Genomic DNA, 17,696 nt, shown 5'->3' with positions numbered 1-17,696 from the left:
TCAAGCAGTGGCGATTGCTTGAAGCGACTATTTAGATGGTCAGCGATTCGTATGAATTTAAAGGCCTAACCGTTGACAAAGTATCTATGGTTGGCTCGGTTTGCAAGTTGTTGTTCGGTGAGCAATGATTTGTTGTTCGAGTTGCAATAACTTGTCAGACATCCGTCCGAGTAGCAGTGCTTGACTAAAATTTCTGAGTAGCCAATGGTGTTGTTGTGGCCGATAACTGTCAACATCTTCTAGAAAGGTCACGGTTGTTTTGGTGCCTTCAGCAATGGTCGAATAGGTCACGGTTACGGTATCCAGTGGTGAAATAGCTGTCATTTGGTACTTAATCCCACGCTGATAATCGTCAATCGTAATTTTAATCTGAGCGGCCGTTTTGGCGGTCGTTTTTGTATATGTCAGTCCTTTCTTGATTGACGTTGCTGTGAGTATTTCACCAGTAGCGGCTTGAATCTCTATGAGTAGTTGTTTTTCTAACCAGTCATAAAATTCCGTGTTTGTGACGGCAAGTGTGCGAATGATTTTCATGATTCGATTATAGCGAGACATTTTCGACAGTTCAAGGCTGAAAAAAACGCGTTAAAATGAGTAAGCTATACAACCCGATGAATCAGCTATACACAATACATAAATTGGTCATTAAACCTATACACTAATAGTGATGAAGTTGGATATTTAGTCTAATTCAGCTATTATGACGCCACGTGTGTGTTGATACTGCTAATTCATGGACCTTAAATCTATACACAAGCATATGTAAGCGCTTTTGTGGTTAATGACAAAACTTGTTACGATATGTTTGTCGACAAATACAGAAAGTAGGTAACCGGATAATGACATTAGCCAATAATACTGAAACTCAAGATATTGCAATGACACTTATCGCGTATTCTGGTGAAGGTCGTACGCTGGCTTTTAATGCGTTAGATGCGATGCATCGCGATGCTTTCTCCGAATCTAAGATGTTATTGAAGCAATCTAGTGAAGCACTGGGGAAAGCACATGATGTTCAAACCCAACTACTGGTGGCTGAGGCGAATGGTCAACAGGTTTCCATTGATATTTTACTAATTCATGCTCAAGATCATTTTATGACGAGTCTGTTAGCTAACGAGTTAATCGCTGAGATGTTAAAGATGTCTCAAAAATTTGAAAGGATGGTCGATTTATGAAGGCAATCAACGTGTTATTAGTTTGTGCGGGCGGTATGTCAACCAGCATTTTAATGAAAAAGTTACAGCAATATCGTGACGAACAAGGTGTTGCAGGGCAAATCCAGGCAGTAGGCTTGTCCGCGTATGAAGATGTCTATCAGGACTATGACGTTATTTTAATGGGGCCGCAAGTGGCTTATCGGCAGGGTGAAGTTGAGGCGGCAACTGGGTTGCCCGTCGCTGCTATTCCACCATTGGACTATGCGGTGGGTGACAGTGCCCATATTTTCAAACTGGCCGAGAACTTGGTGTGATGACGAGGGATTAGTATTCGGGGGTGAAGGACGATGGAACGCTTTTTTAATAGTAAACTGATGGTCGGCTTACAACGCGCCGGCCAGGGACTTGGCAATAATAAGTTTATTACCGCATTACAGGCAGCTATGATGTCTTTGATGGGTATTCTAATGGTTGGCGCGATCTTTCAAATCACGATGTCAGTACTTGGACCGACGATGTTTGGCGTGTTATCAGCAAAGAGTATTCTGTTAGCCTACTTGAAGATTCCATTCCAATTCTCAATGAATTCTTTATCAATTTGGGTTGTTTTATTCTTGGGATTCCATTACGCCAAGAATTTAAAAATGACGGCCCCAATCATGAATGCGATTGACGCATTATTTGGTTTTTGGATTGTGGCCGGTGGGTTGATTGTCAGTAAGACTGGAACAGTTAGCATTGATACAACCTATTTAGGTGCTCAGGGAATGTTTATTGGCTTCGTCGTAGTTTGGATTTCCGTCCGCGTTGAGAAATTATGTACAGACAAGAATATTCGAATCAACATGCCAGATGCAGTCCCCCAATTTCTCCAAGACGGTTTTGCATCCATTGTGCCATTATTGTTTAACGCCGTGATTTTCTTGGGCGCATCGTTATTAGTCACGGTTGGAACAGCCGGTAAGTATAATATTTGTTCGGGTTTTATGGAATTACTGGCAATTCCACTGAGTGCACTGACTTCAACCATAGGTATTTTTGTCCTGTGTATCTTGGGTGCTTTATTATGGACCTTTGGCATTCATGGTACGATGATTTTAGTCCCAATTGTGATGCCGTTAGTGATTCAAGCGGTTTCTGAAAATGCCGCATTGCAGGCAGCTGGGAAGCCGGTGGTGTTTGCACCTGTGATGTTGTTCTCATTTATGACCGTAGCAGGTGGAACTGGGAATACCCTGCCGTTAGCGCTAATGGCGATGCGTTCTAAATCTAAACAGCTGAGTGCCGTTGGTAAGCTGTCAATTATCCCCGGCTGGTTCAAAATTAATGAACCCATGACTTTTGGTATTCCAATTATGTATAATCCGATTATGAGTATCCCGTTTGTCCTGAATATTCCGGTAGTTATGTTGTGTGCACTCGTACTATACAAGATTGGATTTTTAACACCGGGGTGGATTGTAATTACCGCGATTTTACCCATGGGTTTTGGAAGTTATCTCAGTACGCTCAGTTGGCGCAACGCATTGACTGACTATTTGATGCTGATTCCGTCAGCGCTTATCTGGTATCCCTTCTTTAAAGTTTATGAAAAGCAACTGATTGCCAAAGAGGCGGCAGTTGAAGCTGAAGAAAAGCGGGCGGCAGTTTCGAATCAAGGTAATGCGCCCATGCAACCTGTGAAGCCTGAGAAAGAGGTGTGAATATGCAATTTCCGGCTGATTTTTACTGGGGTGGGGCTACTGCCGCTAATCAATGCGAAGGTGCTTATGATGTTGATGGTCGGGGCCTGACTATGAAGGATATTACGACAATGGGAGGCCTTAATCAGCGACGGCAAGTCACTTATTTGCAAGCGGATGGTACTCCTGGAAAAGGGGATTCAATTCCTGCTGGAGCACACGGAGCGGTACTGCCAGATGACTATTATCCTAATCAGACTAGTATTGACTTCTATCATCGATATCAAGAAGATATTGCGCTGTTTGCAGAGATGGGTTTCAAAATGTATCGAATGTCGATTTCCTGGTCACGGATTTTCCCACGCGGCGATGAAAATGAACCTAATCAAGCAGGGTTGGATTTTTATCGCCAGGTGTTCGAAACTTTGAAAAAATATGAAATTGAACCATTGGTGACGATTTCACACTTCGATATGCCACTGTATCTGGAGGAAACGTATGGTGGCTGGAATGACCGTCGGATGATTGGTTTTTACCAGCATTATGCGGAAACGCTATTTACGGCGTATCGTGGGCTGGTAAAGCACTGGATTACCTTCAATGAAATTAATAATACGATCATGTTTCTGGCATTGCGTGCCAAAGCCGGTGATGCAGATTACCAACGCGCTTATCAACAATTACATTATCAATTTGTCGCTAGTGCTTTAGCCGTACAGCAAGCACATGCGATTGATGGCGAAAATAAAGTTGGTTGCATGATTTGCGGTATCACGTCTTATCCGTTAACCTGTGATCCGGCGGATGTCTTGCAGAATCGGTACGTCTGGGAACAAAACATCTATTACTGTGGTGATGTGCAGTGCCAGGGACAGTATCCAACCTATGCACGACGTTTATGGAATGAGCATCAAGTTGATTTAGACATTACGGACAGTGATTTAGAAGCCTTGAAAGCCGGTACGGTTGACTGGTATACCTTCTCGTATTACATGTCAACGGCAGTTACAACACATGAGGTCAGTGCAACTGTTGGCGGTAATTTTTCGATGGGCGCGCGTAACCCATATCTACAATACTCTGAATGGGAGTGGGCGGATGACCCGGCTGGTCTACAATATTATTTGGAGCTGATGAATGATCGATATCATTTACCACTAATGGTTGTTGAAAATGGATTGGGTGCCAAGGATTATTTGACAGTAGATGGTCAAATCCATGATGTATACCGGATTAGCTATCTACGTAAACATATTCAAGCAATGGCAACGGCAATTCACCATGGCGTCAAACTGATTGGTTATACCAGTTGGGGCTGTATTGATTTAGTTTCTGCAGGTACAGGGCAAATGTCTAAACGATACGGATTGATTTATGTGGATCGTCAAGACGATGGTAGTGGAACTCTGGCCCGAATCCCGAAGGACTCTTTCTACTGGTATCAGCGAGTGATTGCATCCAATGGTCAAGATCTAGGTCCCTCGGCCTCAAATTAAATGACTGTTGCTCAGCAGTTTTCGTCGATATCGGATGAAGACTGCTTTTGGTTGTTCAATAAGATAATTAGCCGCGTCAAACAAAACAAGAGGATACCACCACCAAGCAAGGGGAGGGTCCAAGAACCGAGCATTAAGATCAAACGGGGTGCTAGCAAACTACCAATAACGGTAGTGGTGTCGATGACGGTTAAGACCCCCGTCATTAGAGTATTACGATTGTTTGTGGGGATTTGTTGGATAGTGGTGAAAAAACTAATGTTGGTCTGTCCGCGTAATGCACCAATTAAGAACATGGTAATCATAAGACTGGCAAAGGTCGGCCACATAAGTAGTAAGCACCCACCGGTGAAGGCCGTCAAAGTTAGCAGGGATTGCTTTGACCATCGTTTTAGCAATAGTGGTGCCAATAAGATACCTGTGGCGTTAGCTGTTAAGAACCAGCTAAGTGGCCAGTGACTATGCAACTTGCTGACGACGAGCCAAGGAACGGCTACTGCAATCGTCGCGTCGACCAGATAACCGAGAACGGCGTACAGTAACGACCATGTCGGCCATGATCGATGGCGGTCTAGCTTGACGGTGACAACCGAATCCGAGGAGAGATTGGAACGTGTTCGGAATTGCCAATCGAAGCCGGCTGAAACCAAGAACGCTATCCCCATTGTTAAGATTAGGGTAGCCGGTGTTACCCATAGTAATGCCATCGTGACGAGCATTGTCGCGCTAACGATGGCCAACTGGCGAATCTGAGTTTGATAGCCGTTGACGATTTGAATATTTACGGGCGCAAGAAGATCTGGCAAAATCGTTTTGTTACTGAGCTTATAAAAGACCCCAATTGATTTATTAAGAACGGCGACGATGACTAAGCAAGTGATTTGCCAACTAACCGTATTTAGTGCGTAATAGGCACCAATGAAGAGTATTCCCGTCAAAATATCCGTAATGAACATCATTTGTTTGGCTGAGTAGTATTTAAGTACCCGACCAGCTACTAGGTTCAGACCGATTGCCGGCAGCATTGTCATCGCCATGACGTTGCCGAGTAACTGGGGATCACCGGTCTTTTCAATCGTTAACCAGGTGACTAGGTAAGTAAAGCCATAGAAGCCAAAAAAGGTAATTAACATGCTGCTGAGATAGCAGAGTAGATTATGGCGGTCGTTAGGATGTGGCCTAAATTCTTTTTTCATTAACTGACAACCACCGGTGTATGGGTTGAAATGTTTTCATAGAGCCATTTGGCATCAGCAATCGTCAGACGAATACAACCATGTGAATTGGCGACTTTACCAAGTTGCTGGGCTTCTTTAACGATGTATTGATCGTTAGCATCGACTGGGACTGAGTGAAATAGGTAAATCCCATGATCCTTGAATGAGACCCAGTAATTGGCGCCTTCACCCGATTGCGTGTTAAAAAAGTGTTGTCCTCGTTCGGCTTGGATTTCAAAGTGTCCTTTGGGGGTATCAGAGCCATGTTTGCCCGTAGAAGCAAGCATGGTATAAAGGGTCTGATCGTGGTTTTTTAAGTAGACTCGCTGTTTTTTGATTGAAACCTGAATGTTGATGTCATCGTATTTAGCCAGTTTGGGATACGGCCGTGACAGGGAGGGCTTGTGCCAGTCAACGGTCTCCGGGACTGGCGTGGTTACCTTAGTTGCTGAATGACTAACTTTAGTGATTGGCCGATTACTGGCAATAGCCTGGTGGTGCCGGGCAAATAGGTGTCCGAATCCGGTAAAAATAGTTAAGCTAATTGCGCCAATCGTGACCCAGATGAGCTGATGAACACTGATTTTCAAAATACCATCCCTTACAAAAATGATTTTAGTGATTTTAGTTTACTCAGTTAGCGAACGTTTGTTTATCAAAATTGTGTAAACTTTGCATATCATTTTCGTAAAATTTTCCAAAATGAGTTGTGATAGCCATTATTGCTGGTGCCACGGGTAATGTCGGAAATCGGCAAATTAAAGTTATTTGCAGTAAATCAGCTGTTAATTAGACAATTTTTCCAGCTAATTAAAAAATCGCCATTAAGCAGCGTGCTTAACGGCGATTTGAATTTTTATTTATTGTAAACTAGCGACCTTAGCTACGATTTTAGCAGGCGTTTCCCATTCAGAACGTTCAAATTCGGAAACGGGCACTTCAATACCAAGCTGATTTTGAAGTTCTAGTAACAGTTGTACGGAACCCATGGAATCTAAGATACCTTCATCAAATAAATTGGCATCCATATTGTTTGAAACATCTTCCCCAGTTAAATCTTGCAAGATCGATAGTACCGTTGCTTTAACATCATCCATGATCAAAATACGCCCCTTATCATTATTGTGAATTATTCAGTCTTCATTCTAGCATAGTTTTATCATCGATGATGGTTAATCAGGTGTATTAACGAAATCTTTACTTGATTAAACGTTAAAATTGGCGTGAATTAAATCAGTTAAAATTTTAATCCCCTGTTCAAAGCGATCGCTGGATTCATAAGAAAAGCTCAGACGAATGTACTGATTCGGCTGGAAATCGTAGATACTACCAGGGTTGAAGAGAACGTTGTGCGCAGTGGCAAGGTCGAATAATTTGGGAATATTAATGTTGTCGGCTAAGCGGACCCACAGATAAAAGCCACCCGTGGGCGTCTGCCAAGTCGCAAAATCGTCCCAGTAATGATGCAGAATTTGTTCTGCCGCCGCGGCCTTCTTGACAAGTACGGACCGGAAATCAGCTTGATACGTTTCATATTCAGGATCAGCTAAGATTTCTGCCAGTACAAGTTGTGACAGTGAGCTAGCGCCGTAATCGGTTTGCATGCGCACGTCAGTCAAGCGATCGATGACCGGTTTGGCGGCCACCGTCCAGCCGATGCGTAATCCCGGTGCAAGGGACTTTGAGATGCTACCAAAATAAATAACGTTGCCAGTCTTATCGAGTGCCTTCAGTGGCTGTGGCGGCTGCTGATCGAACCAGACATCTTGATAAGCGGCGTCTTCTAAGATTGGTAAGCGGTGTTCTTGTGCGGTTTGTAAGACCTGTTGACGTCGCTCGGCACTCATGACGATTCCAGTCGGGTTATTGAATGTCGGAATCGTGTAAAGAATGGCATGGTGTCCCTGAATGGGGGCGTTCATCTGCCAGTACGCCAAGCCCTGACTGTCCATCGGGATGCCAGCGAGATGGGTGTGGGCCGATTGAAAGACGTGTAAAGATTTGACATAAGTAGGTGCTTCCGTGTAGATGGTGGCATCTTTGGGAAATAGTGACATTGAGACCAGTTGGAGCGCTTGTAATGATCCGGAAGTAATCAGAATGTTTTCCGGATGGGTATGAATCCCAACTTTTTCCAAGTGACGTGCAATTTGTTGTCGCAAAGCCAAAATGCCCGCAGGCTCGGTATAGTTCAAACTCGTTAACTGTTCGCCTAGATGTGCAAAGGCCCGTTGAAAAAGTGGACGGGGAAATTGTTCTGGTGCGGGTTCACCCGTACTTAAACGAATAACCGCATCGGTTTCAAATTGGTTGATTTTTTGGAGCGCGTGGGAATTGGGCTTGAATTGGCCTGCTTTAACATATTGCGACCAGTTGACGTGTTCCGCCAATAAGCTGGACCAATGGTTACCTGAAATAACCATCCCAGAGCCTGGATTGCTCGTAATTAAGCCGACTGCCATTAGTTCATCAAGTGCCGTAATTAGGGTGCTACGATTCACGCCGAATTGTTCGGCCAGTTTACGCTGCGCAGGAAGCTTAGCCCCAACGGCCCAATTGCCTTTCGCGATTTGTTCTTGAAAATAGTTAGTAATTTGTTGGTAAATTGGTGTGCTGACCTGTTTATTTGGTTGCCAGTTGATCGTTAAAATTGCCATGGCAAACGCCTCCTGAGTGCCCATGCGGGCGAATTAAGCTGTCATTCTACTAGCCAGAAATTTGATGATTGATTCAGGTGGTTGGGTGAAAATTGTTAAATTGGTTGGCTACAAATGAAATTATCTCTATTATAATCATCTCTGAATTAAAAGCTAGTCGGATATGACCAATTGATTGAACGATAATTGGTTGGTAAAAGAATCGAATTGGCTGGTCTTAAGGAGGTCAAAACATGCAAGTGTTTTTACAAGGATTATTATTTGGAATTGTTTACATTGCACCAATCGGGATGCAAAACTTATTTGTGGTTTCGACAGCTATTGAACAACCATTGCAACGGGCATTGCGGGTGGCTTTAATTGTAATTGCGTTCGATACGTCGCTCTCCCTGGCTTGCTTTTATGGGGTGGGCCGATTGTTGCAGACCACTCCCTGGCTCGAATTAGGGGTGTTGTTGATTGGGAGTTTATTGGTCTTTTACATTGGCTGGAATCTGTTGCGGCAAAAGGCCACGGCAATGGGGACCCTCGACGCGGACTTTTCATATAAAGCAGCGATTCTGACCGCTTTTTCGGTAGCATGGCTGAATCCGCAAGCACTGATTGATGGTTCCGTGTTGTTGGCGGCGTTTCGGGTGTCAATCCCGGCGGCACTGACCCATTTCTTTATGTTGGGGGTCATCCTAGCATCCATTATTTGGTTCATCGGTCTGACCAGCTTGATCAGTAAGTTTAAACATCTCATGCAACCACGAGTCCTACTCTGGATCAATCGAATCTGTGGTGGCATCATTATTCTATACGGCGTGAAGTTGCTAGCAACCTTCATCACGAAAATATAGTTGCGGTTACCTCTGACAATCGGTATGCTAGTCGTATTGGACTTTTTATGAGAGGGACGATACGCATGAAGATTGCTGGTTTCGGAGTGGAGGCCTGGTTAAACGCACATGAGCGTGAAGCAACCACTGATATTAGTCAAAGCTCAATCGCAGCCTTAACGATGGCAGAAATTGCGGCTTTAGACGACCAACAAGCACCACAGGATTTTTACGAAGAACTAGGGGCGGCCCGGATGGATTATGGCTGGATCGAGGGCTCACCACGATTTAAAGAACTCGTTAGTCAGTTATACGAGCAAGTGCCAGCAGCCAATGTTCTCCAAACAAATGGGGCGACCGGGGCTAATCATTTAGCAATCTATAGTTTGGTGGAACCCGGCGATCACGTGATTGCACTGTACCCGAGTTATCAGCAGCTGTATGATATTCCCAAGTCATTGGGCGCTACGGTTGATTATTGGCATATTCATGAGTCAGCGGGCTGGTTGCCGGATATTATGGAACTGCAACGCTTGATCCGGCCGGAAACAAAGATGATTTTACTCAATAATGCCATCAATCCGACTGGGAGTTTACTAGATCGAACACTGTTAGAACAGGTCGTCACATTAGCTCGCTCAGTTGGAGCGTACGTTTTGGCCGATGAGGTCTACGAGCCACTGGATGAAACCCCGTTCGTCTCAATTGCCGATTTATACGAGCGTGGAATTGCGGTCAACAGTTTATCCAAGACCTATTCAGCGCCTGGTATCCGGATCGGGTGGACGGCGACACCTAGTCAAGCCATTGCTGATATTTTTCGGAAGTATCGTGATTATACGATGATCTGCGGGGGCGTTTTGAATGACCAACTGGCCGTTAGAATTTTAGCGCACCGCCAACGCGTTCTGGCGCGAAATCGGGAGCTAGTCAGTCGCAACCTCAAAATTCTGACAGAGTGGGTCGCACAGGAACCGCGGGTCGAATTGATTACGCCACATGGCATTTCAGTGTCGTGTATTAAACTAATAGTACCGATCGATGATGAGACGTTCTGTCAACAATTACTGCGGGATACCGGTGTTTTATTAGTGCCTGGTTCACGTTTCGATATTCCGGGGCACGCCCGCTTAGGTTACTGTACGGATACGCCGACGTTACAACGGGGTCTGGATTTATTAGGGCAATATTTACGCCGCTTTGATTAGTTACTAGTGGACTGGTAACCGTGGTTGACTCATTACTTTTAAATAATTATACAAATTTGTTTAAGCACATTTTCCTAATAGTGGCGGAAAATGTGCTTTTTGAAGTTCTGTGCGTAGTTTGCCAAGTGAATATTTGCTATAATGTATTCATTACAAGATTTGGGGAGGTTTCGCGACATGAAAAAGTCAGAGCGCCAAGCAGTTATCGAACAATTAATTAGTGAATATCCGATCGCTACCCAGGAAGAATTGATGGCTAAGCTTAAAGCAGAGGGCATTGCTGCGACGCAAGCGACGATTTCGCGCGATATCCGAGAGATGCAGATCGTTAAGACGCCGGATGAGCACGGTCAGACGCGGTACGCGATTTTTAAAACAACTAACAAAAATGAACAGGACCGGCTATTTGAAACGCTACACGATGTGGTGACGAGCATTGACCGTGTTGAATTCATGAATATTATTCATACGTTACCGAGTAATGGGAATCTATTGGCGGCGATCATTGATGATTTGAACTTGCCAGAAGTGAGTGGGACCTTGGCTGGTCACGACACGATCTTTGTCGTGAGTCCGAATACGACGGTGGCAAAGCAGCTATACGAATCCTTTGCTAGTCACATTAGTAATGAAGACTGACTGTGGTGAGCAGTCTAATTGGTTGCACTAGGCCGTCGTTCACGGTATGATTATTGTCATTAAAAGAGGTGTGAGATATGAAATATACGAAGAAACGGGCGCCTCGAAAGAATCAAAAACAACGCGATGCGACCTTCGATAAATTTAAACAACAACAAAATGAGCTCAACGCTAACCGCCGGGGTGTCCGGCGCAAGTAATGGCTGAGCTAGCTTTCAAGTATGTCATATGGACGGCTCGGAAGCTTTTTTTGTTTATGGCCGTTTTATCGTAGTGACCTTTAATCTGGTTACAACACGTGGCCTAAATCAGTGATTTCGGCAACAACTGGCAAACATCGGGTTATCTACAAAATGAGTTGCGTTTGATTGTTGAAGATTTTTTCAAGGTTGTGGTCAATTACTGAGCATCGGAAAATTTATGATACAATTGTAAAAGCTAACAAGTAACGCGGACGTTGTGACAGGTGCGTCGGCTGAACAAGGGGAAGATTATGCAAAAAAATGGTTTTTGGGCCACGATCAAAGACGGCTTACGAGTCATTGGCAATTGGTTAGCACCCTATTGGCAGCGATTCGCTGCCGTCGTCGGCTACCAATGGCACCGGCGACAAATCACACGGTGGCTAATTGTACTCGTCTTGACCGTCATCTTAATTGGGAGTGCCTATTTAACTTATGAAGCCAAGACGGCTAAAGTTGGTAATTTACAGGCGGAGTTAGAAAAGACAACTGAAATCTATGATAAGGACAATAAAAAGGCCGGTTCACTCTATTCACAAAAGGGAACCTATGTCCATTTGAGTAGTATTTCAAAAAACTTACAGAACGCGGTAATTTCGACTGAAGACCGTAATTTCTATAAAGAACATGGTTTCTCAGTCAAAGGAATCGGGCGGGCATTTGTCCTGCTCGTTATCAATAAGATACTTGGCCGTGACTACATTAGTGGTGGTGGGAGTACGTTGACGCAACAATTGGTCAAAAACGCCTACCTAACACAACAACAGACCTTCTCACGTAAGTTTCGGGAAATCTTTTTGGCGATTGAAACTGAAAATGTCTATTCTAAGGGCCAAATTTTAGCGATGTATTTGAATAACGCTTATTTCGGCCACGGTGTCTGGGGAGCTGAGGATGCGTCTGAACGATATTTTGGCGTACACGCGTCAGAGTTGTCTGTTGACCAGGCGGCGACCTTGGCCGGAATGCTGAGCTCGCCCAGTGGTTATGATCCAATCAATCATCCGAAAGCGTCTACGGCTCGTCGAAACGTCGTCTTGAATAACATGGTCGCTAATAATAAGCTTTCCAAAAGTGAGTATAAGCTTTATTCGCAAAAGGCGATGACGCTGACGAATAACTACCATTATGAAAGTGGTTATAATTATCCATATTATTTCGATGCGGTGATTGATGAAGCAATTAATAAGTACGGGCTAACGGAATCTGACATTATGAATCGGGGCTATAAGATTTATACGTCGCTTGATCAAGATGATCAGACACAGATGCAAGATTCTTTTAAGGATAGTACGTTGTTCCCGGCCAACGCGGACGATGGTACGAAGGTCCAAGGGGCCTCAATTGCGGTTGATCCGTCGACGGGTGGTGTGTTAGCCGTAGTCGGTGGTCGGGGCAAACACGTCTTCCGGGGCTTTAACCGTGCGACTCAGATTAAGCGGCAGCCGGGTTCGACGATCAAACCGTTGGCAGTGTATACACCAGCACTACAAAATGGTTATACGTATGATTCGAACCTTTCTAATAAGAAGCAAACTTTTGGGGCCAATAAATATGCGCCCAAAAACTATGATAATGTTTATAGTAAATCGGTCCCAATGTATACCGCGTTATCGCAAAGTATGAATATTCCGGCGGTTTGGTTATTGAATAAGATTGGTGTGAATAAAGGGTATCAATCGGTGAAAAAGTTTGGCTTACCCGTTACCAAGTCGGATGATAACCTGGCACTTGCCTTAGGTGGTTTGACGACGGGGGTATCACCCGCTCAAATGACCAGTGCCTATACAGCGTTTGCGAATGGTGGTAAGAAAACGACGGCCCACTTTATTACGAAAATTGTCGATGCTAGTGGCAATGTCGTTGTCGATAATACGAAGACTAAGACGAAGAAAATTATGTCCGCCAGCGTTGCTAAAGAAATGACCAGTATGATGCTTGGCACGTACAATAGTGGGACCGGGGCTGCGGCCAAGCCGTATGGATACTCGGTTGCTGGTAAGACTGGGAGTACGCAGGCTGATTACAGTACGGGTTCGGGAACGAAGGATCAGTGGATGATTGCTTATACCCCGGACATTGTGGTCACGACCTGGATCGGATTTGATACGACGAACAGTACTCATTATTTGAAGAGTTTATCTGAAAATCAACTTTCCTCGTTATTCAAGAATGAATTACAAAATATTTTGCCGAATACGAATAATACTAGTTTTGGTACGAAGGATGCTGCGACGCTGGCAACCGAATCTAATAGTAGTGATTCGGATAGTTCTGATAGTGGATCATCCGTATGGGAAAACGTTGAGAAGGGCGCTAATGCAGTTAAGAACAAGGCTAAAGACTGGTTCTCCAAAGCCAAAAGTTTCCTTGGCAACTAGTAAAGCTAGCTTCTGAACGTACTAATGCTATTCAAGTTCCGTTAAAAATGCTAAAATAATGACGACACATACTTCGAGGAGGAACTCACGATGGCCGTAAATATTTACGATACTGCGAACCAATTGGAACAAGAATTACGTCAGACTAAAGAATTCAAGGAATTAAAGGTCGCTTATGACACGATGAAGACCAATGACAGTGCCTTTTCACTGTTTAAGGACTTTCAAGAAGTTCAGATGCAATTGTCACAAAAGCAGATGAATGGGGAAGAATTGACGGATGACGAAGTTCAAAAGGCCCATGATTTAGCTGATAAGGTTGGCAACGTTGACGAAATTAAGTCCTTAATGGGTAAAGAACGTAACTTGAACCAATTGATGAATGATTTAAATCAAATTATCACTAAACCAGTTCAAGAATTATACCAGAACTAAGTAAATTAAGGATCGAGGGGCAATGACGGAATCTGTTCCGTGATTGCCCCTTTTTTAGTGGGGGTTATCATGAAATTTCTACACGCGGCAGATTTACATTTAGATACACCGTTTCAAGGACTGAGTGGCTTAACACCAGCTTTGCAGGAACGGTTAGTGACGGCACCACTGAGGGCACTCAGCCGACTAGTCGATTTGGCGGTGGCTGAGCAAGTCGATTTCGTCCTGCTCGTTGGTGACTTGTTTGACCAACAGGGCCAAAGTGTTCAGGCCCAGGCGGCACTGATGACGGCGCTAGCGCGGTTGAATACGGCTTCGATTCCGGTGCTGCTATCGTTCGGTAACCATGATTTTCAAGCGGATTTAAGTCGCTGGCACTTTCCGGCCAATGTGCACGTGTTTGGCTCGCAGGTAACAACGGCTACCTTAACGACTGTGGCACAAGAACGGGTCGCGATTAGTGGGTTTAGCTATGCGCAGCGGTGGGTGACGACGGACCCAGTTGATGATTATCCTGTTAAAGCCACGGGCGTTGATTATCAGATTGGTACCTTGCACGGTCAGATTGGTGTGGCGGGTGACCACTACGCCCCGTTCAACGTTAGTGAATTATTAACGAAACATTATGATTATTGGGCACTTGGTCATATTCATCAGCGGCAAACGCTCAATTCGCAACCACCAATCGTATATGCCGGCAACACGCAGGGGCGCCATCGCGGTGAAACTGGGGCGAAGGGGTGCCTCATTGTGAATAGCCAGGCCGATCAGACCTTGCAACCAGTATTTCACGCCTTGACTGATATTGAATGGGCGGATTGGACGCCAACGCTCACTAGTCCAGAACCCATGTCCCGTTCACATATCGTCCATCAGTTAGCTGATCAATTATCATTGAAGATGGTTACCGGCTTAAAATTAGTAACGATTACGTTACCAGCTAGTCTTCAACTGAGTGCGATGGCGGAATTAGCCTTAAATCAGGGGGCCATTCTAGCCCAGTTGCAGGAACAGGCAAATGAACATTGGTGGCCGGTTGCGATTGAGCAAGCAACGACGGATACGATGACCCCCTTGTTTGGTATTAACGCGACGACCTGGCAACAAGTTGGTGAGCAGGTCGTAACCGATCAAGCAGTCGCTGAACTTGCAGGCAAACTCTTGGATGAAGACTTTCTGAACACCGCGTTGCTGGAAGATATGTCACCCACTGCTTGGCAACAACAAGTGGTGCGACTCTTAAATGATCAGTACCATTTAACGACGGGGGTGAATGATGATGCAGATTAAGCGTCTTGAAATTGCGGGCTTTGGCAAATTTCAACAGCAGCAGTTCGAGTTTGGTGATGGGCTTCAAGTGATTTACGGCCTCAATGAAAGTGGTAAATCAACAATGCGGGCCTTTATTCTCGGCATGTTATTTGGTTTTCCCTCCCGCCGTCACCCACTTGAACGCCATGAACCACAAGGTACGAATCAGTACGGTGGTTCGATAGAGCTAGTGGTTGACGAGACGACATACCGGTTGACCCGGTTAGGTGATCAACCCGCTACCTTGGTGAACGTGCAGACGCAGGCCGCTCAACCGCTGGCCTTACTTGACAAGTGGTTAGCGCCTTATGATCGTGACCAGTATTTGCGATTGTTTACGTTTAACCAGGCTGAATTGACGGCGCTCAAAACTATGCACGCCAGCGATTTGAACGTGCAATTACAACAAGTCGGATTGGTGGGCAGTGCACCATGGCGAGAAACGGCGACTACGTTACGGACAGATGCGGAGGCGTTATATAAGCCCCGCGGCCGCAAACCCAGGTTGAATCAAGCATTGCAGCACTATCGCATGTTGACAGAACAGGTCAAGGCGGCCAAGCAACGGTACCCAGAATACGAAACATTACAAAATCGATTGCTGGATTTGCAGGCACAACGGACAAGTACCCAACGTGATTTAACCAAGTTGGATCATGAACAACAACAGCTCGCCAATTTACGAAATCAGTGGCCGGTCTATCAACAATTGCAGCAACTGCAAGCCACTAATATGACGACGACACTAACTACGGCGACTAGGACACGCTATCAACAATTAAGCCAACAGCGAACGGAATTGCAACACGCCTTGGCGAGTGCACGTCAGCAATTAAGTCAGCAACCAGTTGATACACAATCTCAAGGACTAGTTGGCTTCTACGTCCAACATCAAGACCAGTTTGACCAATTAGAAGCTCAGTTACCAACCCTGCAACAAACCTTAGGCCAATACCAAACGTTGACCCAGCAGGGAAGTGCTGCCAAGGCTGATTTTCAAGCGCAAAGTAATGCACATCCTGAGCTGTTAGGTTGCCTCTCTCCGCACAAACAGGCCGCAATCGAGACCTTGAAGGCGACGTTGGCAGCGACGGCGAACACGCGTCGCCAACATCCGGCCCCGAATAGTCCATCGCTTGATTGGCGCTTGATTGGTGGTGCAATCGGGATTGTCGCGGGATTATTGCTACCATTAGGCGGCTTTAAATGGATCTTGATGTTAGCAGGTGTGGCCCTACTTGGTTGGTTTGGGATGACCCGTAGTCAGGGTAAACCGGTGCAAGCAACCGACCACTTATCAGACCAATTAGTGGCTGCTGGTCTGGCACCGAATCTGACTGCCAGTGAAGCCTTACAGCAATTGGAACTAGTCGCGGCACTGCAACGCGCACAAGCTGCGGTCACGACTGCTGATCAAGCATTAGCAACACAGGCTGCCAAACTCTGGCAATTGATTCAGCCTTATCAATTTGCGGCAGGATGGATTCCTGTTGATCAGGATCATTTAACGACAAGTGTTACTCGAATTGCCCAATTCTATGATCAAGTCCATCAAGTGATGCAACAGCAGACCATGTCCGGCCCCGACTTTGCCTTTGTCCAGCGGCAGGTCCAGCAGTTGACGCAGCAGGTCCGTGATCTGACCGAGCAGCTACAGGCGTTAGCAACGACTAACGGTTTAGCGGATGTAGACGCGTTGACGCAAGCGGTTAGTGATGCCGAAAAGCAAACGGCCAACGCCACGAGTCGTCACCAATTACAGCAACAACTCAGTTCTGCTGAGCTATCGGCGTTAAAGCAGTATACGTCGCTTGAAGCGTTGCAAGCGGTACTGGCTGAAAGACAGCAACAACGTACCCAAACGGCGCAGCAACTGACACAGTTAGCTACGGACATTGCCACGGCGCAAGCACAACTCAAAGAGTTGACGGCGGATGGCCAGTACGCTACGCTACGTCAGCAACAGGCGGATCTACAAACGGAAATCACAGTCATGGCACGTCAATGGCTAACGCGGCAGTTGGGTGCGAACTGGATCGATATGGCGCTACAGGCATTGACACAACAGCAATTACCAACTGTTTTGGCCGCAGCAACCACGATTTTCGCGCAATTAACGGCACAGCGGTATAATAAGATTGACTTAGACGGTGATGAAATGGTTGTGAAGACGGCAACAACGCAGTTCATGGTCGCGGAACTTTCAACGGCGACTAAGGAACAGTTGTACTTGGCTTTACGGCTAGCGTTGATCAATCATTTGGGCCAAGCAGCTCAGCTACCACTAATGATTGATGATGGCTTGGTGAATTTTGATGAGCAACGTAAGCAAGCTGCTTGGCAAGTCTTAGCAGCAGTTGCTCAGCATCATCAAGTGCTCTACTTTACGAATGAGACAGCGGCACTGACCCAACTGAAGACAGCGACTGTACAGCAGTTAACCTAGG

General features: G+C 45.5%; 17 protein-coding genes. 12 read left to right on the top strand and 5 right to left on the bottom strand.

What is annotated here, in order from left to right:
* Positions 1 to 84 precede the first annotated feature (84 nt).
* Complete coding sequence (locus ACOV1R_RS12320; protein WP_003643123.1) at positions 85 to 555, bottom strand: DUF3284 domain-containing protein; 471 nt, start codon at positions 553 to 555, stop codon at positions 85 to 87.
* 284 nt (positions 556 to 839) lie between these two features.
* Here ACOV1R_RS12320 and ACOV1R_RS12315 point away from each other — a divergent pair, with 284 nt between their 5' ends.
* From ACOV1R_RS12315 to ACOV1R_RS12300, 4 genes are read left to right on the top strand one after another with little or no spacing between them, the layout of a single operon-like run.
* The gene (locus ACOV1R_RS12315) at positions 840 to 1,178 is read left to right on the top strand and encodes a PTS lactose/cellobiose transporter subunit IIA (protein ID WP_003643122.1); all 339 of its coding nucleotides are present in this window, start codon (positions 840 to 842) and stop codon (positions 1,176 to 1,178) included.
* Positions 1,175 to 1,474 carry a PTS sugar transporter subunit IIB gene (locus ACOV1R_RS12310; RefSeq protein WP_003643121.1) on the top strand — a complete coding sequence of 100 codons (300 nt, stop codon included), beginning with the start codon at positions 1,175 to 1,177 and terminating at the stop codon, positions 1,472 to 1,474. Before ACOV1R_RS12315 ends, ACOV1R_RS12310 begins: the two co-directional genes overlap by 4 nt.
* A gap of 33 nt (positions 1,475 to 1,507) precedes the next feature.
* Positions 1,508 to 2,863, top strand: a complete 1,356-nt coding sequence (locus ACOV1R_RS12305; protein WP_003643120.1) for a PTS sugar transporter subunit IIC — start codon at positions 1,508 to 1,510, stop codon at positions 2,861 to 2,863.
* Positions 2,864 to 2,865: 2 nt separating this feature from the next.
* Positions 2,866 to 4,338 (top strand): glycoside hydrolase family 1 protein, encoded by a 1,473-nt coding sequence (locus ACOV1R_RS12300; protein ID WP_015380213.1) that lies wholly within the window; start codon positions 2,866 to 2,868, stop codon positions 4,336 to 4,338.
* An 11-nt stretch (positions 4,339 to 4,349) separates the two neighbouring features.
* Here ACOV1R_RS12300 and ACOV1R_RS12295 read toward each other — a convergent pair whose 3' ends face one another.
* The 4 genes from ACOV1R_RS12295 to ACOV1R_RS12280 all read right to left on the bottom strand — a co-directional run bounded on the left by ACOV1R_RS12295 (position 4,350) and on the right by ACOV1R_RS12280 (position 8,212).
* Positions 4,350 to 5,534, bottom strand: coding sequence for an MFS transporter (locus tag ACOV1R_RS12295; RefSeq protein ID WP_015380214.1), 1,185 nt, complete (start codon positions 5,532 to 5,534; stop codon positions 4,350 to 4,352).
* The gene (locus ACOV1R_RS12290) at positions 5,534 to 6,145 is read right to left on the bottom strand and encodes a L,D-transpeptidase (protein ID WP_011101393.1); all 612 of its coding nucleotides are present in this window, start codon (positions 6,143 to 6,145) and stop codon (positions 5,534 to 5,536) included. The genes ACOV1R_RS12295 and ACOV1R_RS12290 overlap by 1 nt, the downstream gene beginning before the upstream one ends.
* A gap of 270 nt (positions 6,146 to 6,415) precedes the next feature.
* Positions 6,416 to 6,658, bottom strand: coding sequence for a D-alanine--poly(phosphoribitol) ligase subunit DltC (dltC, locus tag ACOV1R_RS12285; protein ID WP_003644263.1), 243 nt, complete (start codon positions 6,656 to 6,658; stop codon positions 6,416 to 6,418).
* A gap of 102 nt (positions 6,659 to 6,760) precedes the next feature.
* Positions 6,761 to 8,212 (bottom strand): PLP-dependent aminotransferase family protein, encoded by a 1,452-nt coding sequence (locus ACOV1R_RS12280; protein ID WP_003644264.1) that lies wholly within the window; start codon positions 8,210 to 8,212, stop codon positions 6,761 to 6,763.
* A 233-nt stretch (positions 8,213 to 8,445) separates the two neighbouring features.
* On the opposite strand from ACOV1R_RS12280, the gene ACOV1R_RS12275 reads away from it, so the two are divergent.
* The 8 genes from ACOV1R_RS12275 to ACOV1R_RS12240 all read left to right on the top strand — a co-directional run bounded on the left by ACOV1R_RS12275 (position 8,446) and on the right by ACOV1R_RS12240 (position 17,695).
* Entirely contained in the window at positions 8,446 to 9,054 is a 609-nt protein-coding gene (locus ACOV1R_RS12275; protein ID WP_003645229.1) for a LysE/ArgO family amino acid transporter, read from the top strand.
* A 65-nt stretch (positions 9,055 to 9,119) separates the two neighbouring features.
* On the top strand, positions 9,120 to 10,241 hold the full coding sequence (locus ACOV1R_RS12270; RefSeq protein ID WP_003645228.1) for an aminotransferase: 1,122 nt from the start codon (positions 9,120 to 9,122) through the stop codon (positions 10,239 to 10,241).
* A 177-nt stretch (positions 10,242 to 10,418) separates the two neighbouring features.
* Entirely contained in the window at positions 10,419 to 10,880 is a 462-nt protein-coding gene (argR, locus tag ACOV1R_RS12265; protein ID WP_003644266.1) for an arginine repressor, read from the top strand.
* 77 nt (positions 10,881 to 10,957) lie between these two features.
* Entirely contained in the window at positions 10,958 to 11,080 is a 123-nt protein-coding gene (locus tag ACOV1R_RS12260) for a hypothetical protein (protein WP_003643109.1), read from the top strand.
* A gap of 293 nt (positions 11,081 to 11,373) precedes the next feature.
* On the top strand, positions 11,374 to 13,503 hold the full coding sequence (locus ACOV1R_RS12255) for a transglycosylase domain-containing protein (protein ID WP_003643108.1): 2,130 nt from the start codon (positions 11,374 to 11,376) through the stop codon (positions 13,501 to 13,503).
* Between the two features lie 90 nt (positions 13,504 to 13,593).
* A complete protein-coding gene (locus ACOV1R_RS12250) occupies positions 13,594 to 13,938 on the top strand; it encodes a YlbF family regulator (RefSeq protein WP_003643106.1) in 345 nt (114 codons plus the stop codon).
* 69 nt (positions 13,939 to 14,007) lie between these two features.
* The gene (locus ACOV1R_RS12245; protein ID WP_217203280.1) at positions 14,008 to 15,228 is read left to right on the top strand and encodes a metallophosphoesterase family protein; all 1,221 of its coding nucleotides are present in this window, start codon (positions 14,008 to 14,010) and stop codon (positions 15,226 to 15,228) included.
* The gene (locus ACOV1R_RS12240; protein WP_064578263.1) at positions 15,215 to 17,695 is read left to right on the top strand and encodes an ATP-binding protein; all 2,481 of its coding nucleotides are present in this window, start codon (positions 15,215 to 15,217) and stop codon (positions 17,693 to 17,695) included. The genes ACOV1R_RS12245 and ACOV1R_RS12240 overlap by 14 nt, the downstream gene beginning before the upstream one ends.
* Position 17,696 lies beyond the last annotated feature (1 nt).

Source organism: Lactiplantibacillus sp. YT640 (assembly GCF_049745435.1).
GTDB lineage: Bacteria > Bacillota > Bacilli > Lactobacillales > Lactobacillaceae > Lactiplantibacillus > Lactiplantibacillus plantarum.
Note: the sequence above shows the minus strand (reverse complement) of the source record. Positions and strands in the feature narration are given on the sequence as shown.